Source organism: Nocardioides sp. Soil796 (assembly GCF_001429525.1).
Classification (GTDB): Bacteria; Actinomycetota; Actinomycetes; order Propionibacteriales; family Nocardioidaceae; genus Nocardioides.
This window is the reverse complement of record NZ_LMSQ01000017.1, coordinates 261,672-287,513: the sequence shown is the minus strand read 5'-3', so window position 1 is coordinate 287,513 and position 25,842 is coordinate 261,672. Positions and strand designations below refer to the sequence as shown.

Annotated in this window: 26 protein-coding genes; 7 read left to right on the top strand and 19 right to left on the bottom strand. The window is 69.9% G+C overall.

The window, feature by feature from the left end; translation table 11 throughout:
• Positions 1-21: 21 nt before the first annotated feature.
• Both ASH02_RS08360 and ASH02_RS08355 read right to left on the bottom strand, forming a co-directional pair.
• Positions 22-204, bottom strand: coding sequence for a hypothetical protein (locus tag ASH02_RS08360; RefSeq protein ID WP_156388612.1), 183 nt, complete (start codon positions 202-204; stop codon positions 22-24).
• A gap of 154 nt (positions 205-358) precedes the next feature.
• Entirely contained in the window at positions 359-808 is a 450-nt protein-coding gene (locus ASH02_RS08355) for an acyl-CoA thioesterase (protein WP_056890732.1), read from the bottom strand.
• 297 nt (positions 809-1,105) lie between these two features.
• Between ASH02_RS08355 and ASH02_RS27270 the strand changes: the two genes are divergently transcribed.
• Positions 1,106-1,228, top strand: coding sequence for a hypothetical protein (locus tag ASH02_RS27270; protein ID WP_268793376.1), 123 nt, complete (start codon positions 1,106-1,108; stop codon positions 1,226-1,228).
• A 44-nt stretch (positions 1,229-1,272) separates the two neighbouring features.
• Here the strand turns inward: ASH02_RS27270 and smc are convergent, their stop codons facing one another.
• Together smc and ASH02_RS08345 are read right to left on the bottom strand one after the other, a co-directional pair.
• Positions 1,273-4,827 carry a chromosome segregation protein SMC gene (gene smc, locus ASH02_RS08350; RefSeq protein ID WP_057294569.1) on the bottom strand — a complete coding sequence of 1,185 codons (3,555 nt, stop codon included), beginning with the start codon at positions 4,825-4,827 and terminating at the stop codon, positions 1,273-1,275.
• 150 nt (positions 4,828-4,977) lie between these two features.
• A complete protein-coding gene (locus ASH02_RS08345) occupies positions 4,978-6,198 on the bottom strand; it encodes an MFS transporter (RefSeq protein WP_057294568.1) in 1,221 nt (406 codons plus the stop codon).
• Between the two features lie 148 nt (positions 6,199-6,346).
• Here ASH02_RS08345 and ASH02_RS08340 point away from each other — a divergent pair, with 148 nt between their 5' ends.
• A complete protein-coding gene (locus ASH02_RS08340) occupies positions 6,347-9,364 on the top strand; it encodes an AfsR/SARP family transcriptional regulator (RefSeq protein ID WP_057294567.1) in 3,018 nt (1,005 codons plus the stop codon).
• A gap of 29 nt (positions 9,365-9,393) precedes the next feature.
• Here ASH02_RS08340 and ASH02_RS08335 read toward each other — a convergent pair whose 3' ends face one another.
• The 10 genes from ASH02_RS08335 to ASH02_RS08290 all read right to left on the bottom strand — a co-directional run bounded on the left by ASH02_RS08335 (position 9,394) and on the right by ASH02_RS08290 (position 17,919).
• Positions 9,394-9,606: a hypothetical protein gene (locus ASH02_RS08335; RefSeq protein WP_056676272.1), complete on the bottom strand. Its 213-nt coding sequence runs from the start codon at positions 9,604-9,606 to the stop codon at positions 9,394-9,396.
• Between the two features lie 173 nt (positions 9,607-9,779).
• Entirely contained in the window at positions 9,780-10,631 is an 852-nt protein-coding gene (gene mutM, locus ASH02_RS08330) for a bifunctional DNA-formamidopyrimidine glycosylase/DNA-(apurinic or apyrimidinic site) lyase (RefSeq protein ID WP_057294566.1), read from the bottom strand.
• A gap of 4 nt (positions 10,632-10,635) precedes the next feature.
• A complete protein-coding gene (gene rnc / locus ASH02_RS08325) occupies positions 10,636-11,421 on the bottom strand; it encodes a ribonuclease III (protein ID WP_082620835.1) in 786 nt (261 codons plus the stop codon).
• Positions 11,422-11,425: 4 nt separating this feature from the next.
• Positions 11,426-11,611: a 50S ribosomal protein L32 gene (gene rpmF / locus ASH02_RS08320; protein WP_056890728.1), complete on the bottom strand. Its 186-nt coding sequence runs from the start codon at positions 11,609-11,611 to the stop codon at positions 11,426-11,428.
• Between the two features lie 43 nt (positions 11,612-11,654).
• Positions 11,655-12,224, bottom strand: a complete 570-nt coding sequence (locus ASH02_RS08315) for a YceD family protein (protein ID WP_235532477.1) — start codon at positions 12,222-12,224, stop codon at positions 11,655-11,657.
• Between the two features lie 35 nt (positions 12,225-12,259).
• Positions 12,260-12,781: a hypothetical protein gene (locus ASH02_RS08310; RefSeq protein WP_056676259.1), complete on the bottom strand. Its 522-nt coding sequence runs from the start codon at positions 12,779-12,781 to the stop codon at positions 12,260-12,262.
• Positions 12,778-13,281 carry a pantetheine-phosphate adenylyltransferase gene (gene coaD / locus ASH02_RS08305; protein ID WP_056676255.1) on the bottom strand — a complete coding sequence of 168 codons (504 nt, stop codon included), beginning with the start codon at positions 13,279-13,281 and terminating at the stop codon, positions 12,778-12,780. Before coaD ends, ASH02_RS08310 begins: the two co-directional genes overlap by 4 nt.
• 7 nt (positions 13,282-13,288) lie before the next feature.
• Positions 13,289-13,927: a 16S rRNA (guanine(966)-N(2))-methyltransferase RsmD gene (rsmD, locus tag ASH02_RS08300; protein ID WP_082563497.1), complete on the bottom strand. Its 639-nt coding sequence runs from the start codon at positions 13,925-13,927 to the stop codon at positions 13,289-13,291.
• 49 nt (positions 13,928-13,976) lie between these two features.
• Positions 13,977-16,235 (bottom strand): ATP-dependent DNA helicase RecG, encoded by a 2,259-nt coding sequence (locus ASH02_RS08295; protein ID WP_082563496.1) that lies wholly within the window; start codon positions 16,233-16,235, stop codon positions 13,977-13,979.
• A 34-nt stretch (positions 16,236-16,269) separates the two neighbouring features.
• Positions 16,270-17,919 carry a DAK2 domain-containing protein gene (locus ASH02_RS08290; RefSeq protein WP_235530015.1) on the bottom strand — a complete coding sequence of 550 codons (1,650 nt, stop codon included), beginning with the start codon at positions 17,917-17,919 and terminating at the stop codon, positions 16,270-16,272.
• Between the two features lie 132 nt (positions 17,920-18,051).
• Between ASH02_RS08290 and rpmB the strand changes: the two genes are divergently transcribed.
• On the top strand, positions 18,052-18,237 hold the full coding sequence (gene rpmB / locus ASH02_RS08285) for a 50S ribosomal protein L28 (protein WP_056676252.1): 186 nt from the start codon (positions 18,052-18,054) through the stop codon (positions 18,235-18,237).
• Positions 18,238-18,397: 160 nt separating this feature from the next.
• Here rpmB and ASH02_RS08280 read toward each other — a convergent pair whose 3' ends face one another.
• Positions 18,398-19,369: a thiamine-phosphate kinase gene (locus ASH02_RS08280; RefSeq protein ID WP_056676249.1), complete on the bottom strand. Its 972-nt coding sequence runs from the start codon at positions 19,367-19,369 to the stop codon at positions 18,398-18,400.
• A gap of 101 nt (positions 19,370-19,470) precedes the next feature.
• On the opposite strand from ASH02_RS08280, the gene ASH02_RS08275 reads away from it, so the two are divergent.
• A complete protein-coding gene (locus ASH02_RS08275; RefSeq protein WP_056676246.1) occupies positions 19,471-19,707 on the top strand; it encodes an Lrp/AsnC family transcriptional regulator in 237 nt (78 codons plus the stop codon).
• Positions 19,708-19,742: 35 nt separating this feature from the next.
• Positions 19,743-20,219 (top strand): DUF3515 family protein, encoded by a 477-nt coding sequence (locus ASH02_RS08270; protein WP_056676243.1) that lies wholly within the window; start codon positions 19,743-19,745, stop codon positions 20,217-20,219.
• 128 nt (positions 20,220-20,347) lie between these two features.
• Here the strand turns inward: ASH02_RS08270 and ASH02_RS08265 are convergent, their stop codons facing one another.
• Positions 20,348-21,484, bottom strand: coding sequence for a D-alanine--D-alanine ligase family protein (locus ASH02_RS08265; RefSeq protein ID WP_056676241.1), 1,137 nt, complete (start codon positions 21,482-21,484; stop codon positions 20,348-20,350).
• 13 nt (positions 21,485-21,497) lie between these two features.
• The gene (pyrE, locus tag ASH02_RS08260; RefSeq protein ID WP_235530014.1) at positions 21,498-22,037 is read right to left on the bottom strand and encodes an orotate phosphoribosyltransferase; all 540 of its coding nucleotides are present in this window, start codon (positions 22,035-22,037) and stop codon (positions 21,498-21,500) included.
• A gap of 45 nt (positions 22,038-22,082) precedes the next feature.
• Here pyrE and ASH02_RS08255 point away from each other — a divergent pair, with 45 nt between their 5' ends.
• A complete protein-coding gene (locus tag ASH02_RS08255; RefSeq protein WP_057294564.1) occupies positions 22,083-23,150 on the top strand; it encodes a trans-sulfuration enzyme family protein in 1,068 nt (355 codons plus the stop codon).
• A 67-nt stretch (positions 23,151-23,217) separates the two neighbouring features.
• Here the strand turns inward: ASH02_RS08255 and ASH02_RS08250 are convergent, their stop codons facing one another.
• Positions 23,218-24,219 (bottom strand): NAD(P)H-dependent glycerol-3-phosphate dehydrogenase, encoded by a 1,002-nt coding sequence (locus tag ASH02_RS08250; protein WP_056676235.1) that lies wholly within the window; start codon positions 24,217-24,219, stop codon positions 23,218-23,220.
• Positions 24,219-25,001, bottom strand: coding sequence for a lysophospholipid acyltransferase family protein (locus ASH02_RS08245; RefSeq protein ID WP_056890725.1), 783 nt, complete (start codon positions 24,999-25,001; stop codon positions 24,219-24,221). Before ASH02_RS08245 ends, ASH02_RS08250 begins: the two co-directional genes overlap by 1 nt.
• 127 nt (positions 25,002-25,128) lie before the next feature.
• Here ASH02_RS08245 and cofC point away from each other — a divergent pair, with 127 nt between their 5' ends.
• Positions 25,129-25,749: a 2-phospho-L-lactate guanylyltransferase gene (cofC, locus tag ASH02_RS08240; protein ID WP_056890724.1), complete on the top strand. Its 621-nt coding sequence runs from the start codon at positions 25,129-25,131 to the stop codon at positions 25,747-25,749.
• The last annotated feature ends 93 nt before the right edge of the window (positions 25,750-25,842 follow it).

The window sequence follows — 25,842 nt, the reverse complement described above, 5'->3', positions numbered from 1 at the left end:
TCCGGGGTCCCCTCGCGACGGTCAGCGCCGGGCGTCGGCGGCTTCCTCGTCGAGAGTGGGCATCGCGTCGACGCCCTTGCGCAGCGCCGTGCCGACCCACGGGACCGCGGGCAGGTCCTCTCCGCGGTGCGGGAAGGCGACGTAGAGCACGACCACTGCCGCAAGCAGCACGATCACGAGCATCATCAGCACGATGGCCAGCAAGCAGATCACCTCGGTGTTGGAAAGCGGACGTCACCAACATCGTGACACGGCAACGTCACCCTTCCCCCATTCCGACGCGCGGAACGTGTCACACCCCACGCCGTACGGCGCCCGCCGGCGACCCCACGACAGGTCATCACGAGCTGACGACAGGTCAGCGCAGCAGGGGCTCGACGGCAGCGCGGATCACGTCGGGCATCGGCACGACGGGCCGGTTGCCGGCGCCGTGCTCGTTGTCGACGTACACGTGCACGAAGCGGCCCTCGGCCGCGGCCTCGTCGGAGTCGCCCTGGAACAGCCCGATCCGGTAGATGATCGACGACGTGCCGACCTTGTCGACCACGAGTCCCATCTCGATCGGCTCCGGGAACCCGATCTCGCGGAAGTAGCGACAGCTCGTCTCCGCGACGACGCCGATCTGCGGCAGGAACCGCACGTTCGTGCCGGTCGCCTCCATGAGGTGGGCGTTGACGGCCGTGTCGAACAGCTCGTAGTAGGTCGCGTTGTTCAGGTGGCCGTAGACGTCGTCGTCGCGCCACCGGGTGGTCACGGTGCGCCAGGCGACGTAGTCGGCGCGGGTGGGTCGGGTCTTCTCGTCACTCACGCAGGGCACCCTATGCGGTTGACTCGTCTGCTCGTGCACCCTGCTCGCCCCGGGTGACTGCGACCCGGCGTGCAAGCCCCGCGATGCCGCCTGACCACACCGAGTGAGGCGGCGCTGTTCATTTCGACATGCAGTTCACGCCAGGAGTGCGTCAGCTGAGCGTGACGTGAGCATCGGGACGAGCGAACTGCCCGTCGAAATGAACGTCTTGCCCCTGGGACGGCCGCTCGTCGTCCGCTGACGGACCGCCCCGGACCGTCCGACAGGTAACTCGCGGGCTGTGGGCCGGATCTGGGCGTGAGCCGCGCCCACACCCGCCTGCTCACCTGTCGTACGGTCCGCCAGCCGCGTCTCGCCGACCTGGCGCCGGCCGTGCCGGTGAGTGCTGCCCGGGTCGAACCCCCACAGCCGACCGGGTGACTGCGATCCGGTGCCCAAGCCCGGATCGGTCAAGCCGGCATCGGTCAGGCGGGCTCGGTCTCGCGCAGTCGCTGGCTGATCACCGCGGAGACACCGTCGCCGCGCATGGTCACGCCGTACAACGCGTCGCCGACCTCCATCGTGCGCTTCTGGTGCGTGATCACGAGCAGCTGGGAGTTCTCGCGGAGCTCCTCGTAGATCTCGAGCAGGCGACCGAGGTTGGTGTCGTCGAGCGCGGCCTCGACCTCGTCGAGGATGTAGAACGGCGAGGGCCGGGCCTTGAACAGCGAGACCAGGAACGCAACCGCGACGAGTGACCGCTCGCCACCGGAGAGCAGCGAGAGCCGTTTGACCTTCTTGCCGGCCGGACGGGCCTCGACCTCGATGCCGGTGTTGAGCATGTCGCCCGGGTCGGTGAGCACGAGCTTGCCCTCGCCGCCGGGGAACAACCGCTTGAAGACGTGGTCGAAGGCGACCCGCACGTCTTCCCAGGCCTCGGTGAAGACCTGCTCGACCCGGCTGTCGACCTCGCGCACGATGTCGAGGAGGTCCTTGCGGGTCTTCTTGAGGTCCTCGAGCTGCTCGGTGAGGAACTTGTGCCGCTCCTCCATCGCGGAGAACTCCTCGAGCGCCAGTGGGTTGACCCGGCCCAGCATCGACAGGGCCCGCTCGGCGGCACGCAGCCGCTTGGTCTGCTCCTCGCGCACGAACGGGATCGGCTCAGGGGCCTCCTCGCCCTCGGGCACCTCACCGCTGAAGGCGATCAGGTTGTCGGGGCCGTACTCGTTGGCCAGCGCCTCGGGGTCGAGACCGAGCTCCTCGAGGGCACGCTCCTCGAGCTGCTCGATGCGCATGCGCTGCTGGGTGCGGGCCATCTCGTCGCGGTGGACGGAGTTGACCAGCTCGTCGTGCTCGCGGTCGAGGTCGCGCAGGCGGGTGCGGGTGGCCATCAGCTCCTGCTCACGACCGGCACGCGACTGCTCGACCGTCGTGCGCGCTTCGGCAGCGGTGGTGACGGAGCCCTCGAGGCGCTCGAGCACGATGCCGACACCGGTGCTCACCGCCTGGGCGGCCTTGCCCTCGCGGATCAGTCGTTCGCGTCGTTCGGCGGCACGGGCCCTGGCTTCGCGTTCCTGTCGGGCGGCACGCAGCAGGCCGTCGGCGCGACCGTGCAGGGCCCGGGCGCGCTCCTCGGAGGTGCGCAGCGCGAGCCGGGCGTCCATCTCGGCCTGGCGGGAGGCCCGGGCCGACTCGATCAGCTGTTCGCGGACGCTGGTGTCGGGCTCCTCCTCGGGTGCCTCTTCGGCGGAGGCCAAGCGCGTCTCGAGCTCGGCGAGCCCGGCGAGGTCCTTCTCGCGCGCCTCCTGGGCCTTAGTGATGGCGGTCGTGAGGCGCTCGGCCTCGCCCCGCGCGGACCTGGCCTGCGAGCCGTAATGGCCGAGCTCCTCGGCCACGGCGGCCAGGGTCGCGTCGGACTCGTGCAGCTTGGCCAGCGCCACGTCGACCCGCTTCTGGGCGTCGAGCCGCTCGGTCTCCATGCGCGAGGTCTCGAACATCAGTCGCTCCGAGGAGGCCGCGGCCTCCTCGAGCGCCTGGGCGGCCTCGTCGACCGCGGCCTGGATCTCGATCAGGGACTGCTGCTTGGCCGAGCCACCGGAGGCGAAGTGTGCGCCCAGCAGGTCGCCTTCACGGGTGACCGCGGTGACGTCGGACATCGAGTCGACCAGGGCACGCGCGGCGTCGAGGTCGTCGACCACGGCCACCTTGAAGAGCAACCGGGTCAGCGCCGGGCGCAGGTCGGCCGGGCACTCCACGACGTCCACGGCGTACGCCGCGCTGCCGGGCAGCCCGGGCCAGTCGGCATCGGCCTCGGGGCCACCGCCGAGCAGCAGTCCGGCCCGACCGAGGTCGTCGCCCTTGAGGTGGGTGATCGCGTCGATGGCGGCGTCGGGGCCGGCCACGGCGACCGCGTCGGCGGCCGAGCCGAGGGCCCCCGCGATCGCGGTCTCGTAGCCGGGCCTGACGGTCAGCAGGGCGGCCACCGAACCGAGCAGGCCGGAGACGGAGTCCGAGGCGGCCAGCAGCGCACCGGCGCCGTCCTTGCGGGTCAGCCCCATCTCAAGGGCTTCCTTGCGGGCGATCAGGGCCGAGCGCTCCCGGTCGGCCAGGGTGGCCTCGTCGCGCGCCTTCGCGAGTCGTTCCTCGAGGTCGTCGAGCAGGCCGACCGCGGCCTCGTGCTCGGCGTCGAGCCCTTCCTCGCCGGCGTCGAGGCCGGCCACTTTGGTCTCGAGGGCGGTGAAGTCGCGCTGGGCGCGGTCGGCACGGGCGGTGGCCTCCTCGTGGGCGACGGTGAGTCGGCCGATCTCCTCGTCTGCTGCGGCGGCGCGCGACTTGAGCGCGTTGACCTGGCCGTGCAGGCGGGCCAGTCCTTCGCGTCGGTCGGCCGCGGCACGCTGCAGTCCGGCGACCCGGCGCTCCTCCTCGGCCGCGGCGTCCTCGGCACCCTTGCGGGCGGTGACCGCGTCGCTCATCGCCGTGCGCTGGTTGTCCAGCTCGACGTTGATCTGCTTCTCCTGCTCCCCCACCCGGGCCGCCTCGGCCTCGAGCTGATCGGGGTCGCGGCCGCCCTGCTGGGTCGGCTCGTCGGCGGTGCCCGCCGCGTTGCGGACCCGCTCGTTCGCCAGCGACTGCGTGCCGCGCAGGCGCTCGCGGAGTCCGGACAGGGCGAACCAGGTCTCCTGCGCCTTCGCCAGGGCGGGCAGGTCCTCGCGCAGGGCTGCCTCGAGGGTGGCCTCCTGCTCACGGATCGCGGCGATGTCCTTCTCGACCTGTGCGCGCCGCTGGAGCAGCACCGACTCGTCGGCCATCTCCTGCTCGAGCGCCGTACGTGCGGTGACGAGGTCGTCGGCCAGCAGCCGGGCCCGGGCATCGCGCACGTCGGCCTGCACGGTGGCCGCCTTGCGGGCCACCTCGGCCTGTCGACCCAGGGGCTTGAGCTGGCGGCGGATCTCGCTGAGCAGGTCACCGAGGCGGTGCAGATTGCCCTCGGTGGAGTCGAGCTTGCGGAGCGCCTTCTCCTTGCGCTTGCGGTGCTTGAGGACCCCGGCGGCCTCCTCGATGAAGCCGCGCCGTTCCTCGGGAGTGGCGTGCAGGATCTGGTCGAGCTGCCCCTGCCCGACGATCACGTGCATCTCGCGGCCGATGCCGGAGTCGGACAACAGCTCCTGTACGTCGAGCAGCCGGCAGGTGTTGCCGTTGATGGCGTACTCGGAGCCGCCGTTGCGGAACATGGTGCGGCTGATCGTGACCTCGGCGTACTCGATCGGCAGGGCGCCGTCGGCGTTGTCGATGGTCAGCTGCACCTCGGCCCGACCAAGGGGCGGGCGACCGGAGGTGCCGGCGAAGATGACGTCCTCCATCTTGCCGCCGCGCAGCGACTTGGCACCCTGCTCCCCCATCACCCAGGCCAGCGCGTCGACGACGTTGGACTTGCCGGAGCCGTTGGGCCCCACGATGCAGGTGATCCCGGGCTCGAGCTGCAGGGTCGTGGAGGACGCGAAGGACTTGAAGCCCTTGAGCGTCAGGCTCTTGAGGTACAACGTGCGACTCCTCGCAGCGGCGGTCAGGTCAGCTTCACAGGTCAGCTTCAACATGTCGCTGAACGACGAAATCATTGCAGGCGCCGTGGGGAAGGGTCAGCACGGCCGAGATTACACGCCGACAACCCCGAATCGCGGTATCCCGGGACCTCAGTCCTCAGCCGCCACAAGCGCCTCGTCGGCGTGCGCGATGTGCGGCATCTGCCGCCAGATCAGCACCACCAGCAGGGCCGAGCCGACGAACGCGAACCAGAACGGCGCGACGATCCCCCAGGTGCCTGCGATCACACCGCCGAGGGCAGTGCCGATCACCATGGATCCGAAGACCCCGACCAGGTAGACGCTGCCGACGCGTCCCTGGAACTCGGTGGGTACCGCACGCATCCGCACCGTGCGCGACGTCGTACCCCACACGAAGGCGTGGGCGCCGAAGACGAACATGATCACGATGGCGCCGAGTCCGGAGCGGTTCAGCGCCAGCGCCAGGTGGGTGAAGGTCTCGATGATCAGCCCCACCCGCATGATGTTGCCCAGGGAGAAGTGCCGCTCGAGCCAGTCGTAGGACCCGATGGCGACCATGCCGCCGATCGCGCCGGCGGTGGTGAGCAGGCCGAAGCCCACCTCCCCCATGTCGAGGGTCTTGAGCGAGTAGAGCACCAGCACCGACCAGGCCGCGCCGAAGGTGATGTTGAACGCCACGATGGTCAGCGTCAGGGTGCGTACGGCGGGGTGACGCCAGGTCCAACGCAGCCCCTCGAGGATGTCGTGACGCACCCGCTTCGGCTCCTCCGGCACGGGCACCGCAGGCAGTCGCATCTTCGCGATCAGGGCAGCACCGAGGAGCACGCACACGGCCTGGGCGACGAACGGCCAGGCCATGCCGGCCGCGAAGAGCGCGGCACCGACCGGCGGACCGAGCATCTGGTTGACCGTGACGAACCCTGCCGTGAGGCGGGCATTGGCGACACCGAGGTCACGCTTGGCCACCACCATCGGCAGCAGCGTCGACGACGTGGTGTCGGCGAACACCTCGGCGGTGCCGAAGAGGAAGAGCACGACCAGCACCAGGCCGATGTTGACCACTCCGGTGGCCAGCGCGAGCACCAGGATCCCGAGCACCACGGCCCGCATGACGTCCACCGCGACGACGACGACCAAGCGGTCGAGTCGGTCGGCCACCACCCCGGCGTACAACCCGAAGAGCAGCCACGGCAGCCGCTGCAGCAGCGCGCCCATCGCAACCAGGAACGGGTCGTGGGTCTGCGATGCGATCAGCAGCGGCCCCGCGGCGAGGGCGATCCCGTCGCCCACCTGGCTCACCCACGAGGAGCCGAGCAGCCATCTGAAGTCGCGTCCGAGCCGCGGAGGCATGACTGCATCGAGAATTCGGCTCACAAGGTCGTCACGCTAATGGGCGAGCACCGTCCGCGTCACTTCGATAACGTAGCCAGATCTCGGGATTGGCACAGGGGCGGACTCCGCTCGTCGAACCCGGGAACGGTGCGCGACGGAGGACGTCATGGAGTTCCGGATCCTGGGCACGGTGGGTGTGCTCGACGACGGTGTCGAGATCGCCCCCGGCGGAGCGCTCGGACGAGCGTTCCTGGCGATGTTGCTGATGCGTGCCAACGAGCAGGTCCCCCTCGACACCCTTGCCGATGCCCTGTGGCCCGGCCATCCCGTCGACCGTGCCGAACAACGCCTCCAGGTGCACGCCTCGCGGTTGCGTACGCTGATGGGCGATGCCACTCGTCTGGTGTTCGACCAGTCCGGCTATCGACTCCGCGTCGAGCCCGGCGAGCTCGACTCCGACCGGTTCGAAGGCTTGGCTGCCGAAGCGGAGAACGCGCTCGCGACAGACCCGAGTCGTTGCGCGGCCCTCGCCCGGGAAGGACTGGACCTGTGGCGGGGCGCGGCCTACGCCGGCCTCGACGTACCACCCCTGAGGGCAGACTCCCAGCGGCTCACCGGCCTGCAGGAGTCGCTGACCGAGCTCCTGTACGACGCCCGGCTGACCACCGACCGTCCTGCGGGGCTGGTCTCGGAGCTGAGCGACCTCGTGCGTCGACATCCGGTCCGCGAGCGCTTCACCGCCCAGCTGATGACCGCGCTCTACCTGTCAGGTCGACAGGCCGAGGCACTGGAGGCCTACCGCAGCACCCGTACCCACCTGATCGACGAGCTGGGGGTCGAGCCGGGCCCGGAGCTCCGCGACCTCGAGGCGACGATCCTGGCCGGCGAGTCCATGACCGGACCGGCCACGTCGTCGGCGCCGGTCCCGCGGATGCTCCCGTTCCGGCCGTCGCGCCTCGTCGGTCGCGACGAGGAGTTTGCCCGGCTCGACGAGCTGTTCGACGGCGACGCGCAGTCGAGCCTGGTCGTCCTGACCGGGACAGCAGGTGTGGGCAAGACGGCAACGGCACTGCACTGGGCCCACAGCGCCGCCGACGACTACCCCGACGGGCAGCTGTACGTCGACCTGCGCGGCTACGGGCCCGATGAACCGGTCGATCCGGGAGATGCCCTGTCGGGCTTCCTCGCCGCACTGGAGCCGTCGAGCGGGCTACCCGCCGACGGGCGTGGAGCCCGGTTCCGCAGCCTCGTTGCGGACCGTCGCATGTTGGTCATCCTCGACAACGCCCACTCCTCCGACCAGGTGCGGCCACTTCTCCCCGGCAACCCGGACTGCGCCGTGCTGGTGACCAGCCGGGACTCCCTGCCGGGCCTCGGTGCCCGCGAGGGCGCCGTCCGGATCGACCTGGGAGTCCTCAGCAGCGACGACGCGGTGGGGCTGCTCGCAGACATGCTCGGCCCTCGTTCGCAGCCCGACGTCGAGTCCCTGCGCACGCTGGCAAACCAGTGCGCGCGGCTTCCGCTCGGACTCCGGGTTGCCGCGGAGCTCGGCCGGGCCAGGCCACTCGCGAGCGTCGCCGACCTGGTCGAGGAGCTCGCCGACGAGGGTGACCGGCTCGACGTGCTCGATCTTCCCGACGACCGGACGAGTGCCCTGCGGCCGGTCTTCGGGGCGTCGTACCAGCATCTCGGCGCGGGCGCGGCGACCCTGTTCCGCAGGACCGGACTGCACCCCGGCCATGACGCGGACGTGTTCGCCCTCGCCGCGCTATGCGGTGAGTCCGTGCGCACGACGCGTCGCCATCTCGACGAGCTGCTGAGGGCCAACCTCATCGAGGAGCGCGAGGCCCGCCGCTACCGGTCCCACGACCTGCTGCGCGCATACGCCCGCGAACTGGCCGAGTCGATCGACGAGACCGCCACTCGTGAGGCGGCCCAGCACCGCCTCCTCGACCACTACCTGGCCGCCGCCAAGGCAGCAGTCGACGTCTGGGCGCCGTACGACCGCGACCGGCGTCCCGACGTCACGGCCGATGAGTCGATCGACCTTCCGGGTCTCGAGTCGGAGGCGACCGCTCTCGCATGGCTCGACGGCGACTACGGCAACCTGGTCAGTGCCGCACAGATCGCCGACCGGCTCGACCACTACGACTACGTGCGCAAGCTCCCCGTGCTGCTGTGGCGCTACGTCGAGTCGACGGGGAGGGCGGCGCAGGCACTCCGCCTGTACGACGTGACACTGGCCGCCGCGCGTCGCCGCCACGACCGCAAGGCAGAGGGTGATGCCTTGCGGCTGATGGCACTGGCCAACTTCTCCCTGGGTGAGACCGACCAGTGCCGGCGGAACTACGAGCTCGCCCTGGTGATCCACGAGGAGCGGGGTGAGCACGTGGCGGTGAGCACCGTCCACAACGGGCTCGCCGGGGTTCACTTCGTCGAGTTCCGGCCGGGAGAGGCCACGCGAGAGCTCGAGCTCTCGCTGGCCGCGAGCAAACGCGCCGGTCACGAGAACAGCCTCGAGTCGGTGCACGTCAACCTCGGCCTCGTCCAGCACCAGCTCGGCCGCCTCGACCAGGCCGAAGAGCACGCCACCCGCTCGCTCGAGCTCGCCGAGGCGAGCGGGGACCGGCCGGTGATCGCCGAAGCGCTGGTCCTGCTGGCGGCGTTGCTTCGCGACAAGGGCGATCCCGTCGGATCCCTGGCGGCACTGGAGCGCGCGCAGGTGTTCGTCCGCGACAGTGGTGTGCGCGCCAAGGTAGCCGACATCCTCTGCGAGATGGCCCGGGCACACCGCGAACTCGGCGCCCTCGAGAAGTCACGCAGGTGCGACGAGGAGGCCCTGGAGGCGGCCACCACGATCACGGACCACGAACTGATGGCGCGTGCCCGCAACGGGCTGGGTCTCGTGCAGCGCCAGCTCGGCAACCCGCTCGATGCCGCCCGCCATCACCGGGCAGCCCTGGACCTGGCTCGGGAGCATTCGATGCTCTTCGACGAGGCACAGAGCCTCACGTTCCTCGGCGACGCGCTGTCCGACGCCGGACGCGTCGAGGACGGCGTCGAGGCCTGGCGGGCCGCCGATGACCTGTACCGCAAGGTCGACGTCGAGATCCCCGAGGCGGAGCGGGTGCGCTCACGCCTCGAACAAGGCGCGCCACCTCTTCCGGGCGCGACTCAGGGGTGACGCCGTCGCAGCGTCATCAAGGGTCCGGTTCAGACCGGTTGCATGTCCTCGACGGGCTCGAGGAGGGCGGCTGCCCCGGCTGCGGCGAGGGTTTCGTTCTCCTCGCTCAACCGCACGATCAGGGTTTCAAGATCAGCGACACGCTCGCGCAGCGCCCTGTTCTCGGCGGCCAGTCGCACGGCCGTCTGACGAGAGAGGAACTGCTGGTCGCTGCTCATGTAGCCGAGAAGCGCCTTGGCCATTCAAAAGCCTCCGAAAGTTGTGATGTGGACCTGACTCGGCCCGTCTTCAAGAGTCCCACCGCGGGCGGGAATGGTCAAACCACCGGCAACGTCCGTTTTCGCGAACCGTGGATTCTTGCGCCTCGAACCGTGGATTCCTGATGCGAGGACCGCAAGGATCCACGGTTGGCGCATCAAGAACGCGGGGTTCGCGGGGGCTTCTGGCAGACCGGGCAGAAGTACGACGACCGGTTCATGAACGCGATCCGCCGGATCGGGGCGCCACACCTGCGACAGGCCTCACCCTCACGTCCGTAGACGTTGAGCGACCGCTCGAAGTAGCCGCTCTCCCCGTTGACGTTGACGTAGAGCGCGTCGAAGGACGTGCCGCCCTGGTCGAGCGCCTGGCGCATGACCTGCTCGGCATGGTCGGCCAGCTCGCGGACCTGGCGTGCGGTCAGCTTCTCCCCCAGTCGTTCGCCGTGCAGCCCGGCCCGCCACAGCGCCTCGTCGGCGTAGATGTTGCCGACACCGCTGACCAGGGTCTGGTCGAGCAGCAGCCGTTTGACCGCGGAGGTACGCCGGCGCACCCGGCGGGTGAAGTCGTCGAGGTCGAACTCGTCGTCGAGCAGGTCGCGGGCGATGTGTGCCATCTCGGGTGGCAGCTCGGCGCCGCCGGGCGAGGTGGCCAGACCGCCGAACATGCGCTGGTCGACGAAGCGGAGCTCCTGCCCGTCAGAGAGGGTCAGGCGGATCCGCAGGTGCCTCTCGTCGGGCACGGTCGGCGGCTGCACCAGCATCTGGCCGCTCATGCCGAGGTGGCCGAGGATCGCGTCACCCGAGTCGAGCGGCAGCCAGAGGTACTTGCCGCGGCGGCGGGCGGCCTCGATCGTGCGCCCGGTCAGGGACGCGACGAAGCCGGTGGGGCCGCCGGGGTCACGACGGACGGGTCGGGTGTGCAGCACCTCGACCGAGTCGATGCGGCGTCCGACGGCGTGGGTGTCGAGTCCTCGTCGTACGACCTCGACCTCGGGGAGCTCGGGCACGGCCTCAGTCGGAGACCGTGTCGGACTCGGGCTCGACCGCGGACGCGGGGTCGGACTCAGGCACGGGCACCGGGACAGCCGAGATCTCGCCGTACGCCGTCTGCGCGGCCTGCTGCTCGGCTTCCTTCTTGGAGCGGCCGACGCCGTGGCCGTAGAGGGAGTCGCCGACCCGCACCTGGGCGGTGAACTCCTTGAGGTGATCGGGACCGGAGTCCTCGATGACGTATTCGGGCACGCCGAGGGCGCGCTCCGCGGAGAGCTCCTGGAGCGAGGTCTTCCAGTCGAGGCCGGCGCCGAGCCCGGCGGCGGCCTCCATCAGCGGGTCGAAGAGCAGGTGCACGACCGCACCGGCGTTCTCGAAGCCACCGGAGATGTAGATCGCGCCGATCACGGCCTCGACCGTGTCGGAGAGGATCGAGGCCTTGTCGCGGCCACCGGTCGACTCCTCGCCACGGCCGAGCTTGATGTGCTCACCGAGACCGATCGTGCGCGCCACCTCGGCGAGGGCGCGCGCGTTGACCACTGCGGCCCGCAGCTTCGCCAGCCTGCCCTCGGACAGGTCGGGGTGGGTGCGGAACAGCGTCTCGGTGACCACCACGCCGAGCACCGAGTCGCCCAGGAACTCCAGGCGCTCGTTGGTCGGCAGGCCGCCGTTCTCGTAGGCGAACGAGCGGTGTGTGAGGGCACGGTCCAGCAGCTCGGGATCCAGGACAGGATCGCCGAGCGCTGACCGCAACTCCTCGTACGTGAGTTCCGTGAGGTCCGGCAACGGTTCAGAGAACTCAGTCAACGGTTCAGAGAACCTGACGACGCTCGGCCTTGGCGCCGTACTGGCCGCACTCGCCGCACGCGCGGTGCGGGAGGTGCTTGGAACCGCACGCCGGGTTGGCACACGTCACGAGGGACGGCGCAACGGCCTTCCACTGCGAGCGACGGTGACGCGTGTTGCTGCGCGACATCTTCCGCTTCGGGACTGCCACTGTGATCTCCTCTGGATTCGCGAAGGCCGTTCGGCCTGCCGCTTCAGTCTGTCGTCTTGCTGTCGTCTTGCGTGAGGGCCTCGAGACCGGCCCAACGCGGGTCGATCGGCGCCTCATGGGTGTGATCGGGATCGTCGGCCAGGTGGGCACCACACTCGGTGCACAACCCGGGACAGTCCTCCTCACAGAGCGGTTGGAACGGTAGTGCAAGCACCACCGCGTCCCGCAGGACGGGCTCGAGGTCGAGCAGGTCGTCCTCGAGTCGTCGTACTTCGCTCTCTTCGTCTGCGTCGATGTCGTGGTGACCATCGTCGTAGACGTACAGCTCCTGGAACCGCGCTTCGAGCTCATCGGAGATCGGGTCCAGGCACCGCACACACTCGCCGGTGAGCCCGGTGTAGACCGTGCCCGTGACGAGAACGCCCTCCATGACCGCCTCGAGCCGCAGGTCGAGTTCGACCGGCGTGCCTTCGGCGACACCGAGGACCTCGATGCCAAGATCTGCTGGTGCCGGAACAGTCTCCGTGAATTCCTTCTGGGACCCCGGGCGGCGGCCGAGCTCGCGTGTATCGAGCACGAGCGGCGCTCTCGGGTCCAACTTCGAGGTCTTCACTTCTCCCTGTCCAGACACAACAAATCAGCCAAAGGCTACCCGGCTTCGGGGCCACTCAGCAAAACGTCTCCGGCGGGAGGCTCGTTGTTGGTTGCGTCACCCTCGAACGAGCTGCGACCGCTCAGGTTCGCGATGCCCCGCCTGACCTCCGTCAGCGTGCGCTCCAGGGAGTGTTCGAAGTTCGAGAAGCGCTGCTCGATGTAGGCGTCGGCGTCGCGTCGCAGCTGCTCGGCCTCGGTCACCGCGTCGGCGCGCACGGTCTCCGCCTCACGGGTGGCGAGCCGGAAGACCTCGGTGTCGGAGACCAGGTGGTCGCGCTTGAGCTCGGCCTGGCGGACGATCTCGATCGCCATGCCCTCGCCCTCGGCGACCACGCCGTCGCGGTCGGCCAGTACGGCGGCAGACTCACTGGTGGCGGCGGTGAACCGCTGCTCGAGCCGCTCGATCGCGTCGAGGAACTCCTGGCGGTTGATCACCGCGGAGGCCGACATCGGCATCGACCGTGCGTTCACGACCATGTCGCGCAGTGCGGCGAGCTCGGACTGTACGTCGTTCATCTGCCCTCTCCTTCGAGGCGGCGTTTCTCGTCGAGTCGCACGGCCAGGCGCTCGCGCACGAAGTCGGGCACGAGCCCGGACACGTCACCGCCGAACATGGCGACCTCCTTGACCAGGCTCGAGGCGAGGAAGGAGTACTCCGGGCTGGTGGGCACGAAGACGGTCTCGATGTCGGCCAGGCTGGAGTTCATCTGGGCCATCTGCAGCTCGTAGTCGAAGTCGCTGACCGCGCGCAGGCCCTTGACGATCGCGTGGATGTCACGGTCCTGGCAGTAGGTCGTGAGCAGCCCGGAGAACCCGTCGACGGTCACGTTCTTGAACTCGCGGCACGCCTCGCGCAGCATGTCGATGCGCTCGTCGGCGGAGAAGAGCCGGTTCTTCGACTTGTTGACCCCGACGGCGACCACGACCTCGTCGAAGAGGAGCGAAGCCCTCGACACGATGTCGATGTGACCGTTGGTGACCGGATCGAAGGATCCTGGACAGACAGCTCTGCGCACTGGACTCCTACTCCTCTGGCTCGTCGGATGGATCCGGAGCCTGGTCTGGATCCTCCTGTGGATCGCGCTCTGGATCTTGTTCTGGATCGGCCGCGTGACCATATCTCAGCACGGTCTCGCCATAACGCTTGTCGCGCCAGCCTTCGATACCCGCAGGCCAGCGATGTGACGAACCCCTCCTTCCGCGCTCGACCACGACCAGCGCGCCGGGGGCCATCCAGTCGTGCGCGACGAGCAGCCCGAGCATGGCCTCGACCTCGTCGTCGGGCAGGGGGTAGGGCGGGTCCGCGAACACCACGTCGTACGCCGACCCGGGTGGGCGCACCAGTGCGGTGGTGACCGAGGTGGGGACCACGTCGACGCCGGTGAACCCGAGCATGCGCACGTTGCTGGAGATCAGCGTTGCGGTGCGCCGGTCCTGCTCGACCAACGTCACCGCCGAGGCCCCACGTGAGCGGGCCTCCAGGCCGACGGCGCCGGAGCCGGCGTACAGGTCGAGGAAGCGGAGGCCGCTCAACGTGCCGGCCCAGGACTCGATGGCCGAGAACAACGCCTCACGCACGCGGTCGCTGGTCGGACGGGTGGCGTGGCCGTGGGGCGTCTCGAGCCGCCGTCCGCCGGCGGTGCCGCCGATGATGCGCGTCATGCGGGGTCCCCGGTCAAACCGCAGCGGAGCGAGGATTTGTCTGGGGTGCTCATGAACGCTCCATGAAGTCACTCTTGCTCGACCGTTCGAGCTCGTCGACCCGCTCGGCCAGCAGGGGCGCGACGGCGAGCGACGGGTCGTCGGCGACCAGCTTCTCGGCGGCGTCACGCGCGGCCACGATGGTCTTCTCGTCACGCAGCACCTTGAGGTGGCGCAGGCTGGACCGGAAGCCCGACTGACCGGCACCGAGCACGTCACCCTCCTGGCGTTGTTCGAGGTCGATGCGGGAGAGCTCGAACCCGTCGGTCGACCCTGCCACGGCATCGAGTCGATCACGTGCCGGCGAACCGGTCTCACTGTGGGTGACCATCAGGCAGAGACCGGGCAGCCCGCCACGACCCACGCGACCGCGCAGCTGGTGCAGCTGCGAGACCCCGAAACGGTCGGCGTCGAGCAGCACCATCGTGGTGGCGTTGGCGACGTCGACGCCGACCTCGATGACGGTGGTGGAGACCAGCACGTCGATGTCGCCGGCGGAGAAGGCGCGCATCACGCGGTCCTTGTCGTCGGGCGGCATCTTGCCGTGGAGCATCTCGACCCTGAGGCCGGACAGGGCGCCACCGGACAGCTCGGGTGCGAGCTCCTCGACCGCCGCCAGCTGGCCCTCGCGGACGGACGGCAGCACGTCTCCGTCGTCGTCGACGTCGAGCTGGTCGACCTGCCCCTCCTCGGCCTCGTCGCCGCCGATGCGGGGGCACACGACGTAGACCTGGTGCCCCTTGCCGACCTCTTCGCGAACGCGTTCCCAGACCCGGTTGAGCCACTGGGGCTGGTCCTTGAGCGGCACGACGGTCGACTGGATGGGCGCGCGCCCGGCCGGAAGCTCACGCAGGGTGGAGACCTCGAGGTCCCCGAACACCGTCATCGCCACGGTGCGTGGAATGGGTGTCGCGGTCATCACGAGCACGTGCGGCGGCGCGCCGGCCTTGTCGGTCAGCGCCGCCCGTTGCTCGACGCCGAAGCGGTGCTGCTCGTCGACGACGACCAGGCCGAGGTCGGCAAACTGCACCTTGTCCTCGAGGAGCGCGTGGGTGCCGATCACCAACCCTGCTTCCCCGCTGGCCATCCGCAACATCGCCTCCTGGCGGGCGGCCTTGCCCATCGACCCCGTGAGCAGGGCGATGGTGGTGGCGTCGGCGGCACCGCCGAGCATGCCTCCCGCGGCCAGGTCGCCGAGCATGGCTCCGATCGACCGGTGGTGCTGCTGGGCCAGCACCTCCGTCGGGGCAAGGAGCGCGGCCTGTCCCCCGGAGTCGACGACGCGCAGCATGGCGCGCAGCGCGACCAGGGTCTTGCCGGAGCCGACCTCTCCCTGGAGGAGCCGGTTCATCGGGTGTGGCTGGGCGAGGTCGTGCTCGAGCTCGTCGCCGATCGCACGCTGGCCCTCGGTCAGCGTGAACGGAAGACGCTCGTCGAAGGCGGCCAGCAGACCGCCCCCACCGGTGCGGGCGCGGGCGCCCAGTGCCCGGACGGCCGCTCGACGCCTGGCCATCACCAACTGGGTGACCAGGGCCTCCTCGAACCGGAAGCGCTTGCGGGCGGCACCGAGCTGGCCGTAGTCGTCGGGCGAGTGGATCCAGCGCATCGCGGTGTGCAGGTCGACCACGCCGTGCTCGTCACGCAACCAGTCGGGCAGGGCATCGGGCATGTCGTCGACTACGGTCAGGGCGAAGCTCACCACCCGCTGGATGTCCCACGTCTCGACGGGACCGGTGACCCGGTAGATCGGGAACAGCGCCTTCAGGCTCTCGGCCATCGCCCGCGCCGACTCGGCCCGCGCGTCGTCGGGGTCGTCGGTGAGCATCACCATCTGCGGATGGTTGAGCTGCCAGTTGCCGTTGAAGGTGCTCACCTTGCCCGTGAAGACGCCCTTCGCACCGGGTGTGAGACGGGCCGCCTGCCAGTCGGCGACCCCCTTGTTGCGGGCGAACAGCGTCATCCGCAACGCCGGGCCGTCGGTCTTGACCACGGCCTCGACACGGAACGCCTGCCGGTGGGTCCGGCGGTCCTGGTACGACGCCACACGGGTGCTGACCACGTCGGCCACGACCGTCAGCGGCTGGCCCTCGACCAGGCCGCTGACCTCGGTCACCTCGCCCGTCTTCAGGTAGGTGCGCGGCAGGTGCCAGAGCAGGTCGCCGACGGTGCGCATGCCGAGCTTCTCCTGCAGGGCCTTGGCCTTGCTGGCGTCCTTCTTGCCGCTGCCGAGGACGGTCGCGATCGATGAGTCGAGGGTGATGCCGGTCATGGTGCTCCGAGGCCTCCGGTGGTTCGGTCGCGGGTCATTCGACCGCGAGGAGCAACGGGTAGCGCTCCTGGCCTCCGTCGTACACCACAGCATCCACAATCGGGTACGTCGACTCGACGTACTGCTCGCAGCGTGTCGCGAGGTCACGGCCGTCGCGTCCGGCCACCAGGGTGATCAGCTCGCCACCACCGCCCACCAGTCGATCGATGACGCCGGTGGCGACGTCGTAGAGGTCCTGGCCGACGACTGCGAAGTCGCCCTCGATGACGCCGAGCACGTCTCCGGGCTCGCAGGGCCCGCCCATGGTGATCGCCTGTCGAGCGGCGATCGTCACGCCACCGTGCCGGGCGTGCCGTGCGGTGGCGGTCATGTGGAGGAGGTCCTGGTCGAACGAGCGGCCGGGCTCGTGGACGGCGACCGCAGCCAGTCCCTGGACCTGCGCCTGGGTGGCGATCACCGCGACCCGGACCTCGCCGGACTCCTCGGCAGTGCGGGCCGCGATCTCCGCGACGCGCACGGAGTCGTGGTCGTTGGGGAGCACGATGACCTCGGCCGCACCACAGGCCTCGATCGCCTCCAGGAGCATGCCGGTGCTGGGCCGCTGCCCGGGCCCGCCGGGCACCACCACGGCACCGGCTTCGGTGAACAGCTGCTCGAGTCCGGGGCCGGCTGCGACGGCGACGATCCTGCGGCCGGTGCGGGTCGACGTACGGGCTCCGGCCTCGGCGACCTGCTCGGCGAAGTGGGTGACCCGCACGCGGTGCGGGCGGCCGGCCACGATGCCGGCCTCGATGGCGGCACCGACGTCGTCGACGTGCACATGCACGTTCCACAGCCCCTCGCCGCCGACCACGACCAGGGAGTCGCCCAGTCCGGCCAGGGTGACCTTGAGCGTGCCGACCGCGTCGTCGTCGGCGTCGAGGAGGTACATCACCTCGTAGGACGGACCGTCGGGATGCAGGTCGCCGGTCGGCATCGGGCGCGGGATGTGCGGGGCGCTGCGCGGGGCGGTGATCGGGCGGCGCCCGGTCAGGGTCGTCTCGGCCGCGTCGAGCAGCACGCACAGTCCGCGACCACCGGCGTCGACGACACCGGCGTCGGCGAGGGCCTTCAGCTGCGTGGGGGTGCGGGCCAGGGCCTCGCGGGCGGCCTCTGCGGCGCAGGCGAGCACGTCGGTGGTGCGCGCCTCGGGGTCATCTGCCCTGGCGAGCGCCGCGTCGGACGCGGCACGGGCCACCGTGAGGATCGTGCCCTCGACCGGGGTGCCGACGGCGGCGTAGCTGGCGTCGGTGGACTCGTGCAGGGCCTCGGCGAACACCTTCGCGTACCTGGTCTCCGGGCTGGCCCGGACCAGGCGGGCCGCGATGGCCCGCAGCATCTGCGACAGGATCACGCCGGAGTTGCCCCGCGCACCGAGCAGCGCACCGCGTGAGAAGGCGGCCAGCGCCGGCCCCAGCTCCGCGGCCTCGTTGCCGTCGGTGGCCTGCAGCAATGCCTCCCGGGCGGCCGAGACGGTGAGGAACATGTTGGTTCCGGTGTCGCCGTCCGGGACCGGGTAGACGTTGAGCGCGTCGATCTCCTCGCGAGCGTCACTGAGGGCCGACGTCGCGATGTCGACGAACTTCAGGATCGTGGGCAGGTCGAACCTCTGGTCCTGCATCGTCACCTCCGTCGTCGTCTCCATGTGCTGCGCACAGGCTAGTGTCTGGAACGATTTCCTTCTTCGGGTGCCCATCAGATACTCTTGTTCGGTTGCCCGGGAGCCGACCTGCTCCGGGCCCATCTCGTTCCAACATCGACTTTCCAGGAGTTCACGGTGGCTGCCGTCTGTGACATCTGCGCCAAGAAGCCGGGCTTCGGTAACAACCGGCCCTGGTCGCGCAAGATTACGAAGCGTCGCTTCAACCCGAACATTCAGCGCGTCCGCGCCACCGTCAACGGTGCGCCGAAGCGACTGAACGTCTGCACCGGCTGCCTGAAGGCTGGCAAGGTCTCCCGCTGACCTGAACGCACAGAGCCCCCTGACCGTGAGGTCCGGGGGCTCTTTTGCGTCCCCCGCCCTCTGCGTCCCCGCCCTCGTGCAACGCTCCGTCCATGACACTTCGCACCCCACCAGCAGGGGGCAAAGTGTCAACAGGGGCGCGGAAGTCGCCTGGCAGGACTCAGAAGTGCGTCCAGCCGGTCGGGCCGTCGTACGGCGCACCGTCGACCGTGACCACCGGACCGTCCTCACCGGGCTCCGAGACCGTGCCGATCACCTGCCAGCCCTCGGGTACGACGTCGGCGCTGGCGAACGTGGCCAGCAGTGGGTGGTCGTCGCCGCCGCCCAGGATGAACTGGATCGGGTCGGCACCGAGGGCCGCGCCGACGGCATGCAGGGGCTCCGCGATCTCGAACGACGCCGTGCGGATGTCGATGGCCACCCCTGAGGCCTCGGCGACGTGGGCCGCGTCGGCGAGGAGTCCGTCGGAGACGTCGATCATCGACGTCGCGCCGGCATCGGCGGCCACCTGCCCGGCGGCGTACGGCGGCGCGGGGCGGCGGTAGGCCTCGACCAGGACGCGCGGGGACCGGAAGCCGCGACCGAGGACGGCGAGCCCTCCGGCGGCCCAGCCCTGGCGGCCGCACAGTGCCACCACGTCGCCCGCCTCCGCGCCGGAGCGTACGACGGGGGCGACCGTGCAGGCACCGATCACGGTGACCGAGATGACCAGAACCTCCGAGCGCGTCACGTCGCCGCCGACGACGCTGGCGCCGACCTTGGCGCACTCGTCGGCGAACCCGTGTGCGAAGTCGAGCGCCCACTGGGCGGGCAGGTCTGCGGGTGCCGCGAGGCCGATCGTCAACGAGGTCGCGGTGCCGCCCATGGCGTTGATGTCGGAGAGGTTCTGCGCCGCGGCGCGGGCGCCGACGTCGGCCGCACCGGCCCAGTCCCGACGGAAGTGTCGCCCCTCGACCATCATGTCGGTGGACACCACCACGTGGCCGCTGCGCACCCGCAGGACAGCCGCATCGTCACCCGGGCCGATCAGCACGTGCTCGCCCTGCTCGAAGATTCCGCTGAGGGCGGAGATCAGTCCGAACTCGCCGACGTCGGCGAGTGTGGCATCAGGGGAGAACGGCGTTGCGGGCATGTGCCTCATCCCATCAGGCAAGAATCGCCACCACCTACCGACACGCGGGCCCGAGGCGGTAGGTTGACGTGGCAATGTCCACAACAGACCGAGGAGCTCCCATGGTCGTCCAGGCCTACATCCTGATCCAGACCGATGTCGGCAAGGCCGCTGAGGTTGCCACGTCCATTGCCCAGATCAAGGGCGTCACCCTGGCCGAAGACGTCACGGGTCCCTACGACGTGATCGTGCGCGCCGAGGCCCGCAACGTCGACGAACTCGGCAAGCTGGTCGTCTCCAAGGTGCAGAACCTCGAGGGCATCACCCGCACGCTGACCTGCCCGGTCGTCCACATCTGATCCAGGTGCGACCACGCAGTTCGCGTCGGCGCCCCGTGCCCGCCCGGGCATGGGGCGCTGTCGCGTCTGCTGCACTGCTGCTCGTGTCCGGCTGCTCCGGGGCCGTCGAGATCGACTCACCCGACGTCGACGACGCGACCCGCGCCACGTGCGAGTCGTTCCTCGACGCGCTGCCCGACACGCTCTCCGGTGAGTCCTCGGTCGACGTCGAACCCGACGACGCCCTGGGCCGGGCGTGGGGCGATCCGCCGATCGTGGTGACCTGCGGCGTCGACAAGGCCGAGGGGTTCAACAAGTTCTCCGCGTGCTGGGAGGCCAACGGCGTCGGGTTCTACGCTCCCGACGACCAGCTCACCGACCCCGCCGCCGACATGGTGCTGACCACGATCGGGTTCACCCCGCGCGTGGAGATCCGGGTGCCCGGCGAGCTGCGGCCGCCCGATGCGGTCACCGTCGACGTCGGCACCGCGGTGAAGAAGCACCTCGAGCGCGACGGCCACCCCTGCGTCTGAGGGGCCCGAACGTCAGGGAGTATCCCGACTTTGGGGCCCGAACGTCAGGGAGTATCCCGACTTTGGGGCCCGAACGTCAGGGAGTATCCCGACTGAGGGGCCGGAACGTCAGGGAGTATCAGGCGTGTTCAGCGGAGGCCGAGGTCGCGGGCCAGCGCCAGTCGGATCAGCCGGTCGACCAGCTCGGGGTAGTCGACACCGCTGGCCGCCCACATCCGCGGGAACATCGACAGGCTGGTGAAGCCGGGCATCGTCTCGACCTCGTTGAGCACGATCCGGCCGTCGTCGAAGACGAAGAAGTCGACCCGGGCCAGCCCCTCGACGTCGAGCGCCTCGAACGCGCGCACGGCGTACGCCTTGACCCGGTCGGCCAGCTCGGGCTCGAGCTTGGCAGGTACGTCGAGGGCGGTGTTCTCCTCGGGGAGGTACTTCGCCTCGAAGTCATAGAACTGGTGGTGCGGGTCGACCCTGATCTCGGCAAGTTCGCTGGTGAGGTGGGCCTCGTTGCCCTCCCCCTGGAGTACGCCGCACTCGACCTCGCGGGCTCCGATGGCGGCCGCCTCGACGATCACCTTCGGGTCGAAGCGGCGGGCCTCGTCGAGCGCGGCGTCGAGCTGGTCGACGGAGTTGACCCGGCTGATCCCGAAGCTGGAGCCGGCCCGGGCCGGCTTCACGAAGACCGGGAACCCGAGCTCCTCGATGCGGTTGCGGCAGCCGGCCTCGTCACGCGACCAGTCACGCGGCGTGATCACGACGTACGGCAGGACGGGGAGGTCCTGGGCCTCGAAGAGCAGCTTCATGAACGCCTTGTCGGTGCCCACGGCCGACGACAGCACGCCGGCGCCGACGTAGCGGACCCCGGCCATCTCGAGCAGTCCCTGGAGGGTGCCGTCCTGGCCGAACGGCCCGTGCATGACCGGGAAGACCACGTCGACCTCACCGAGCGTCTCCACCCCCGCGATCTCCGAGGAACCGGCCGCACCCGGGCGCATCACGAGTGAGCTGGTCTCGCCGGGGCTCAGCGCAACCTCCTGCTCTCCCACGACCATCGGCAGCTCGCCGGCCTCGCCGAGGGCGAGCGGGTTCGCGTCGGGGTTCTCCAGCACCCAGGTGCCGGTGGTGGTGATGCCGATCGGCACGACGTCGTACTTCTCGCGGTCGATCGCCTTCAGCACGCTGCCGGCCGAGATGCACGAGATCGAGTGCTCGCTGGAGACGCCTCCGAAGACGACGGCGACACGGGGCTTCCTGGTCTGATCAGTCATAAGGCGTCAGACCCTAGCGCTGTACGGCGTCGAGTTCCGCCTTGGTGAGGACGGGTCGCACCTCGAGTTGCACGTCGTCCAGCGGGTTGACGCCCTCGGGGCTGCGGTCGATCGCGCACACCACCACCTCGACGACGGCACCGGCCGCACGGAGTGCGTTCGTGGCATCGCGTACGGCGCCACCAGTGGTGATCACGTCCTCGATGATGGTGATCCGACGGCCCTCTACGTCCGGCCCCTCGGCGAGCTTGCAGGTGCCGTACTCCTTGGCCTTCTTGCGCACGAACAGCGCGGGCAGGTTCATCCGCATGCTCAGCGCGGTGACGATCGGGATGCCGCCGAGCTCGAGGCCGCCGAGCAGTTCGGTGCCCTCGGGCACCAGGTCGACCATCTGGTCGGCGACCCGGCCCAGCAGGACCGGGTCTGATTCGAAGAGGTACTTGTCGAAGTACTCGTGCGACACCTGGCCGGAGCGGAGGGTGAACTCCCCGCTCAGTCGGCAGCAGGCATCGATGTCGCGGGCGAGGGTGGTGTCGTTCGTCTCGTCAGTCACGGGCCCCATCATGTCGCACGGCCGAGACCTCCTAATGTGGTGCCCATGCCTGAGAAGCCGTTGCGCCCCGCCACCGTTGCCGTCACCTCCGGTCGCCCGAAGGCCGAGCCGGATGCTCCACTGAACGTCCCGATCACCATGGCGTCGACGTACGTCGCCGGCGGCGACCTCGAGTACGGCCGCTACGGCAACCCGACCTGGACGGCGTTCGAGGGTGCCCTCGGTGACCTCGAGGGCGGACGCTGCCTGTCGTTCGCGTCGGGCCTGGCCGCGGTGTCCACGATCTTCGACCTGGTCGGCCAGGGGCAGACCGTCGTGGCCCCGCGCCACTCCTACACGGGCACGATCATGCAGCTCGCCGACCTGGAGTCCCGCGGACGTGTGAGCGCGCGCCTCGTCGACATCACGAACACCGCCGAGGTGGTCGCCGCGTGTGAGGACGCCTCACTGGTGTGGCTCGAGTCGCCGACGAACCCGGCGCTCGAGGTGGCCGACATCCCCGCGATCCGCGCCGCGGCCCACGAGGCCGGCGCCTACGTCGTGGTCGACAACACCTTCGCCACTCCCCTGCTGCAGCGGCCCCTCGAGATGGACGTTGACATCGTGGTCCACTCGGCCACGAAATACATCGCCGGGCACAGCGACGCGTTGATGGGCGCGATCGTCACGCGCGACGCCGAGCTGTTCGACGTACTCAAGAAGCGACGCGACCTGATCGGCGCCGTGCCCGGCACGCTCGAGGCCTACCTGGCGCTGCGCGGCCTGCGCACCCTGCACCTCCGCGTCGAGCGCGCGGAGTCCAACGCGAAGGAGCTGGTACGCCGGCTCGAGGAGCACCCGGCGATCGGCGAGGTCCGCTACCCGGGGTTCGGCGGCATCGTCTCGATCGTGTTGGCGCAGGGCGCGATGGCCGCCGACCTGCTGACCCGCAAGACGTCGCTGTGGATCCACGCCACCAGCCTCGGCGGCGTCGAGTCGACCTTCGAGCGCCGGCGTCGTTGGGCCAGCGAGGCCTCCACCATCCCCGACGGGCTGGTGCGGATGTCAGTCGGCATCGAGGACGTCGAGGACCTCTGGGACGACCTGCGCACGTCGCTCGACGACCTGGTGTGACGCTGCTGCGTCAACCGGCACGGCAGTGGCCCAGACCTCGTCCCCAGGTCTGACCTGCCTGTCGCACTCAGTCGTGCTCGGGCTTGGGGTCGCGGGCGATGAAGCCGTCCATCATGCCGGAGACCGTGAGGCGGCCCGCCACGACCTCGGTGACCGCCTCGGCGAGCGGTGCGTCGACGCCGTTGCGACGGGCCAGGTCGAGGATCGAGGCACACGACTTGGCGCCCTCGGCGACCTGGTTGGTCGTCGCGTAGATCTCCTCCGCGGTCATCCCCTGCCCGAGCTTCTCGCCGAACGTGCGGTTGCGGGACAGCGGTGAGGAACAGGTGGCGACGAGGTCGCCGAGCCCGGCCAGCCCCATCATCGTCATCGGGTTCGCGCCGAGCTTGATGCCCAGGCGGGCCGTCTCGGCCAGCCCACGGGTGATCACCGACGCGGTGGTGTTGTCGCCGAAGCCCAGCCCGACGGCCATGCCGACCCCGAGGCCGACGACGTTCTTGTAGGCGCCACCCAGCTCGCAGCCGACCACGTCGACCGAGGTGTAGGGACGGAACGCCTTCGAGTGCACCAGTGCCTGGATGCGCTGGGCCACGTCGTGGTCCTCGCAGGCCACGACGGAGGCGGCGGGCTCACGGCGGGCGATCTCGCGGGCAAGGTTCGGGCCGCTGACCACGGCGATGCGCTCGGGACCGGCGTCGGTCACCTCGGCGATCACCTCGCTCATCCGCTTCACGGTGCCGAGCTCGACGCCCTTCATCAGCGAGACCATCACCGCGTTCTTCGGGATGTACGGCGCCCACTCGGTGAGGTTCGCCCGGAGGGTCTGCGACGGCACGGTGAGTACGACGACCTCGGCCCCGGCGAGCGCCTTCTCGGGGTCGGTGGTGGCCTTTATCGTGTGCGGCAGCTCGATGCCGGCCATGTAGTCGGTGTTCTCGTGCTTGTCGTTGATGTTCGCGCACACCTCGTCGCGACGGGCCCACATGGTCACGTCGCTGCCGGCGTCGGCGAGGATCATCGAGAACGCGGTCCCCCACGAACCGGCACTGAAGACTGCCACCTTGCTCATCAGTTGTCCTTGCCCTTCTTCTGCTGCTTGTGGGGGTTGCCGGTCATGCTCACACCGGCCTTGCGCGGATCGAAGCGTTCGGCCGGGGCCGTCTCGCCACGGATGTCTTCGAGCAGCCCGGTGATCGCGGCCATCACCCGGTCGGTGGCGGTCTGCACCGACTGGACGGAGAGGCGCTCCTTCTCCGGCAGCTCGAGGAGGTCGTCGAGGTCGACGGGGTCACCGGCCTTGACCGTGACGGTCCTGCGCGGGATCACGTGCACCCGGTGACCGTAGGGCGCGAGGACGTCCTGGACTCCCCAGTGCGCCACGGGGATCACGGGGCACCCGGTCTCGAGGGCGATGCGGGCGGCACCGGACTTGCCTGTCATCGGCCAGAGACCGGGGTCACGGGTGATGGTGCCTTCGGGGTAGACGACGACGCACTGCCCCTCACGCACTGCCTGCACGGCGGCGGTGTAGGCACCGACGGCGTCCGCGGTCTGGCGAGCCACCGGGATCTGCCCGGCCGAGTTGAGGAAGGTGCGGAGGAACTTGTTGGAGAAGAGTCCGGCCTTCGCGAGATAGCGGGCCATCCGGCCGTGGTCGTAGAGGAAGTGGCCGGCCATCATCGGGTCGATGTGGGAGACGTGGTTGAGCACCACGACGCAGCCGCCGCTGGCCGGGATCTTCTCTCCGTCGATCCAGACCCGCTTCGACACGGCGAGCAGGGTCGGCTTCATCACGGCCACTGCGAGGCCGAAGGCCCATCCACGGGGTTGGTCGAGATCACGAACGGTCAAGGCGCCTCTTTCATCCTTCGCACGCGACCTTGCCGTGATCGCGCTGCAACGTGCCAGCAGGCTACTCGGTGCCGGCCGCGACTGCCCTCGGGCACGCGGTCGAGAGAAGGGTGGGAGAATCTTCGCGATGTCCAGTCAGCCCTCGTTCGTCGTCCTCGTGCCGGTCAAGCCACCGTCGATCGGCAAGTCGCGCCTGTCCACGATGCCCGATCCGCAACGGATCTCGCTGGCCACTGCGTTCGCGCGCGACACGATCTCGGCCGCGCGCCGGGCGTCTCGGGTCGCCGAGGTCATGGTGGTCACCGATGACCACCGGTTCGCCGCACTCGCCGTCGCCGAGGGCTGCTCCGTCCTGCCCGACGGGGTGCACGGCGACCTCAACGGCACACTCGTGCAGGCCGCCCACGAGTGCGCGCGGCGCTGGCCGGCGTACGGCCTTGCGGCGCTGTGCGGCGACCTGCCCGCACTGCGGCCGGACGACCTCGACGAGGCGCTGGCGCAGGTGCCGGCCGACGGTCCCGCGTTCGTGACCGACGCCCTTGGCACAGGCACCACGATGTACGCCGCCCGCTCGCTCAGCCACTTCGACCCGGACTTCGGCGGGGAGTCCGCGCGACGCCACCGCGAGGCCGACGCCCTGCCCATCGACGGCGAGCTGTCGAGCCTGCGACAGGACGTCGACGAGGCGGGTGACCTGGGCCGGGCCATGGTGCTCGGCGTCGGGGACCACACCAACGCCACCCTCTGAACGACGGCGGCGCCGCCTCCCGTTGGCGGGAGACGGCGCCGGATCGAGCAGTCGGCGGATCAGGCCTTCTTGGCGGGAGCCTTCTTCGCGGGT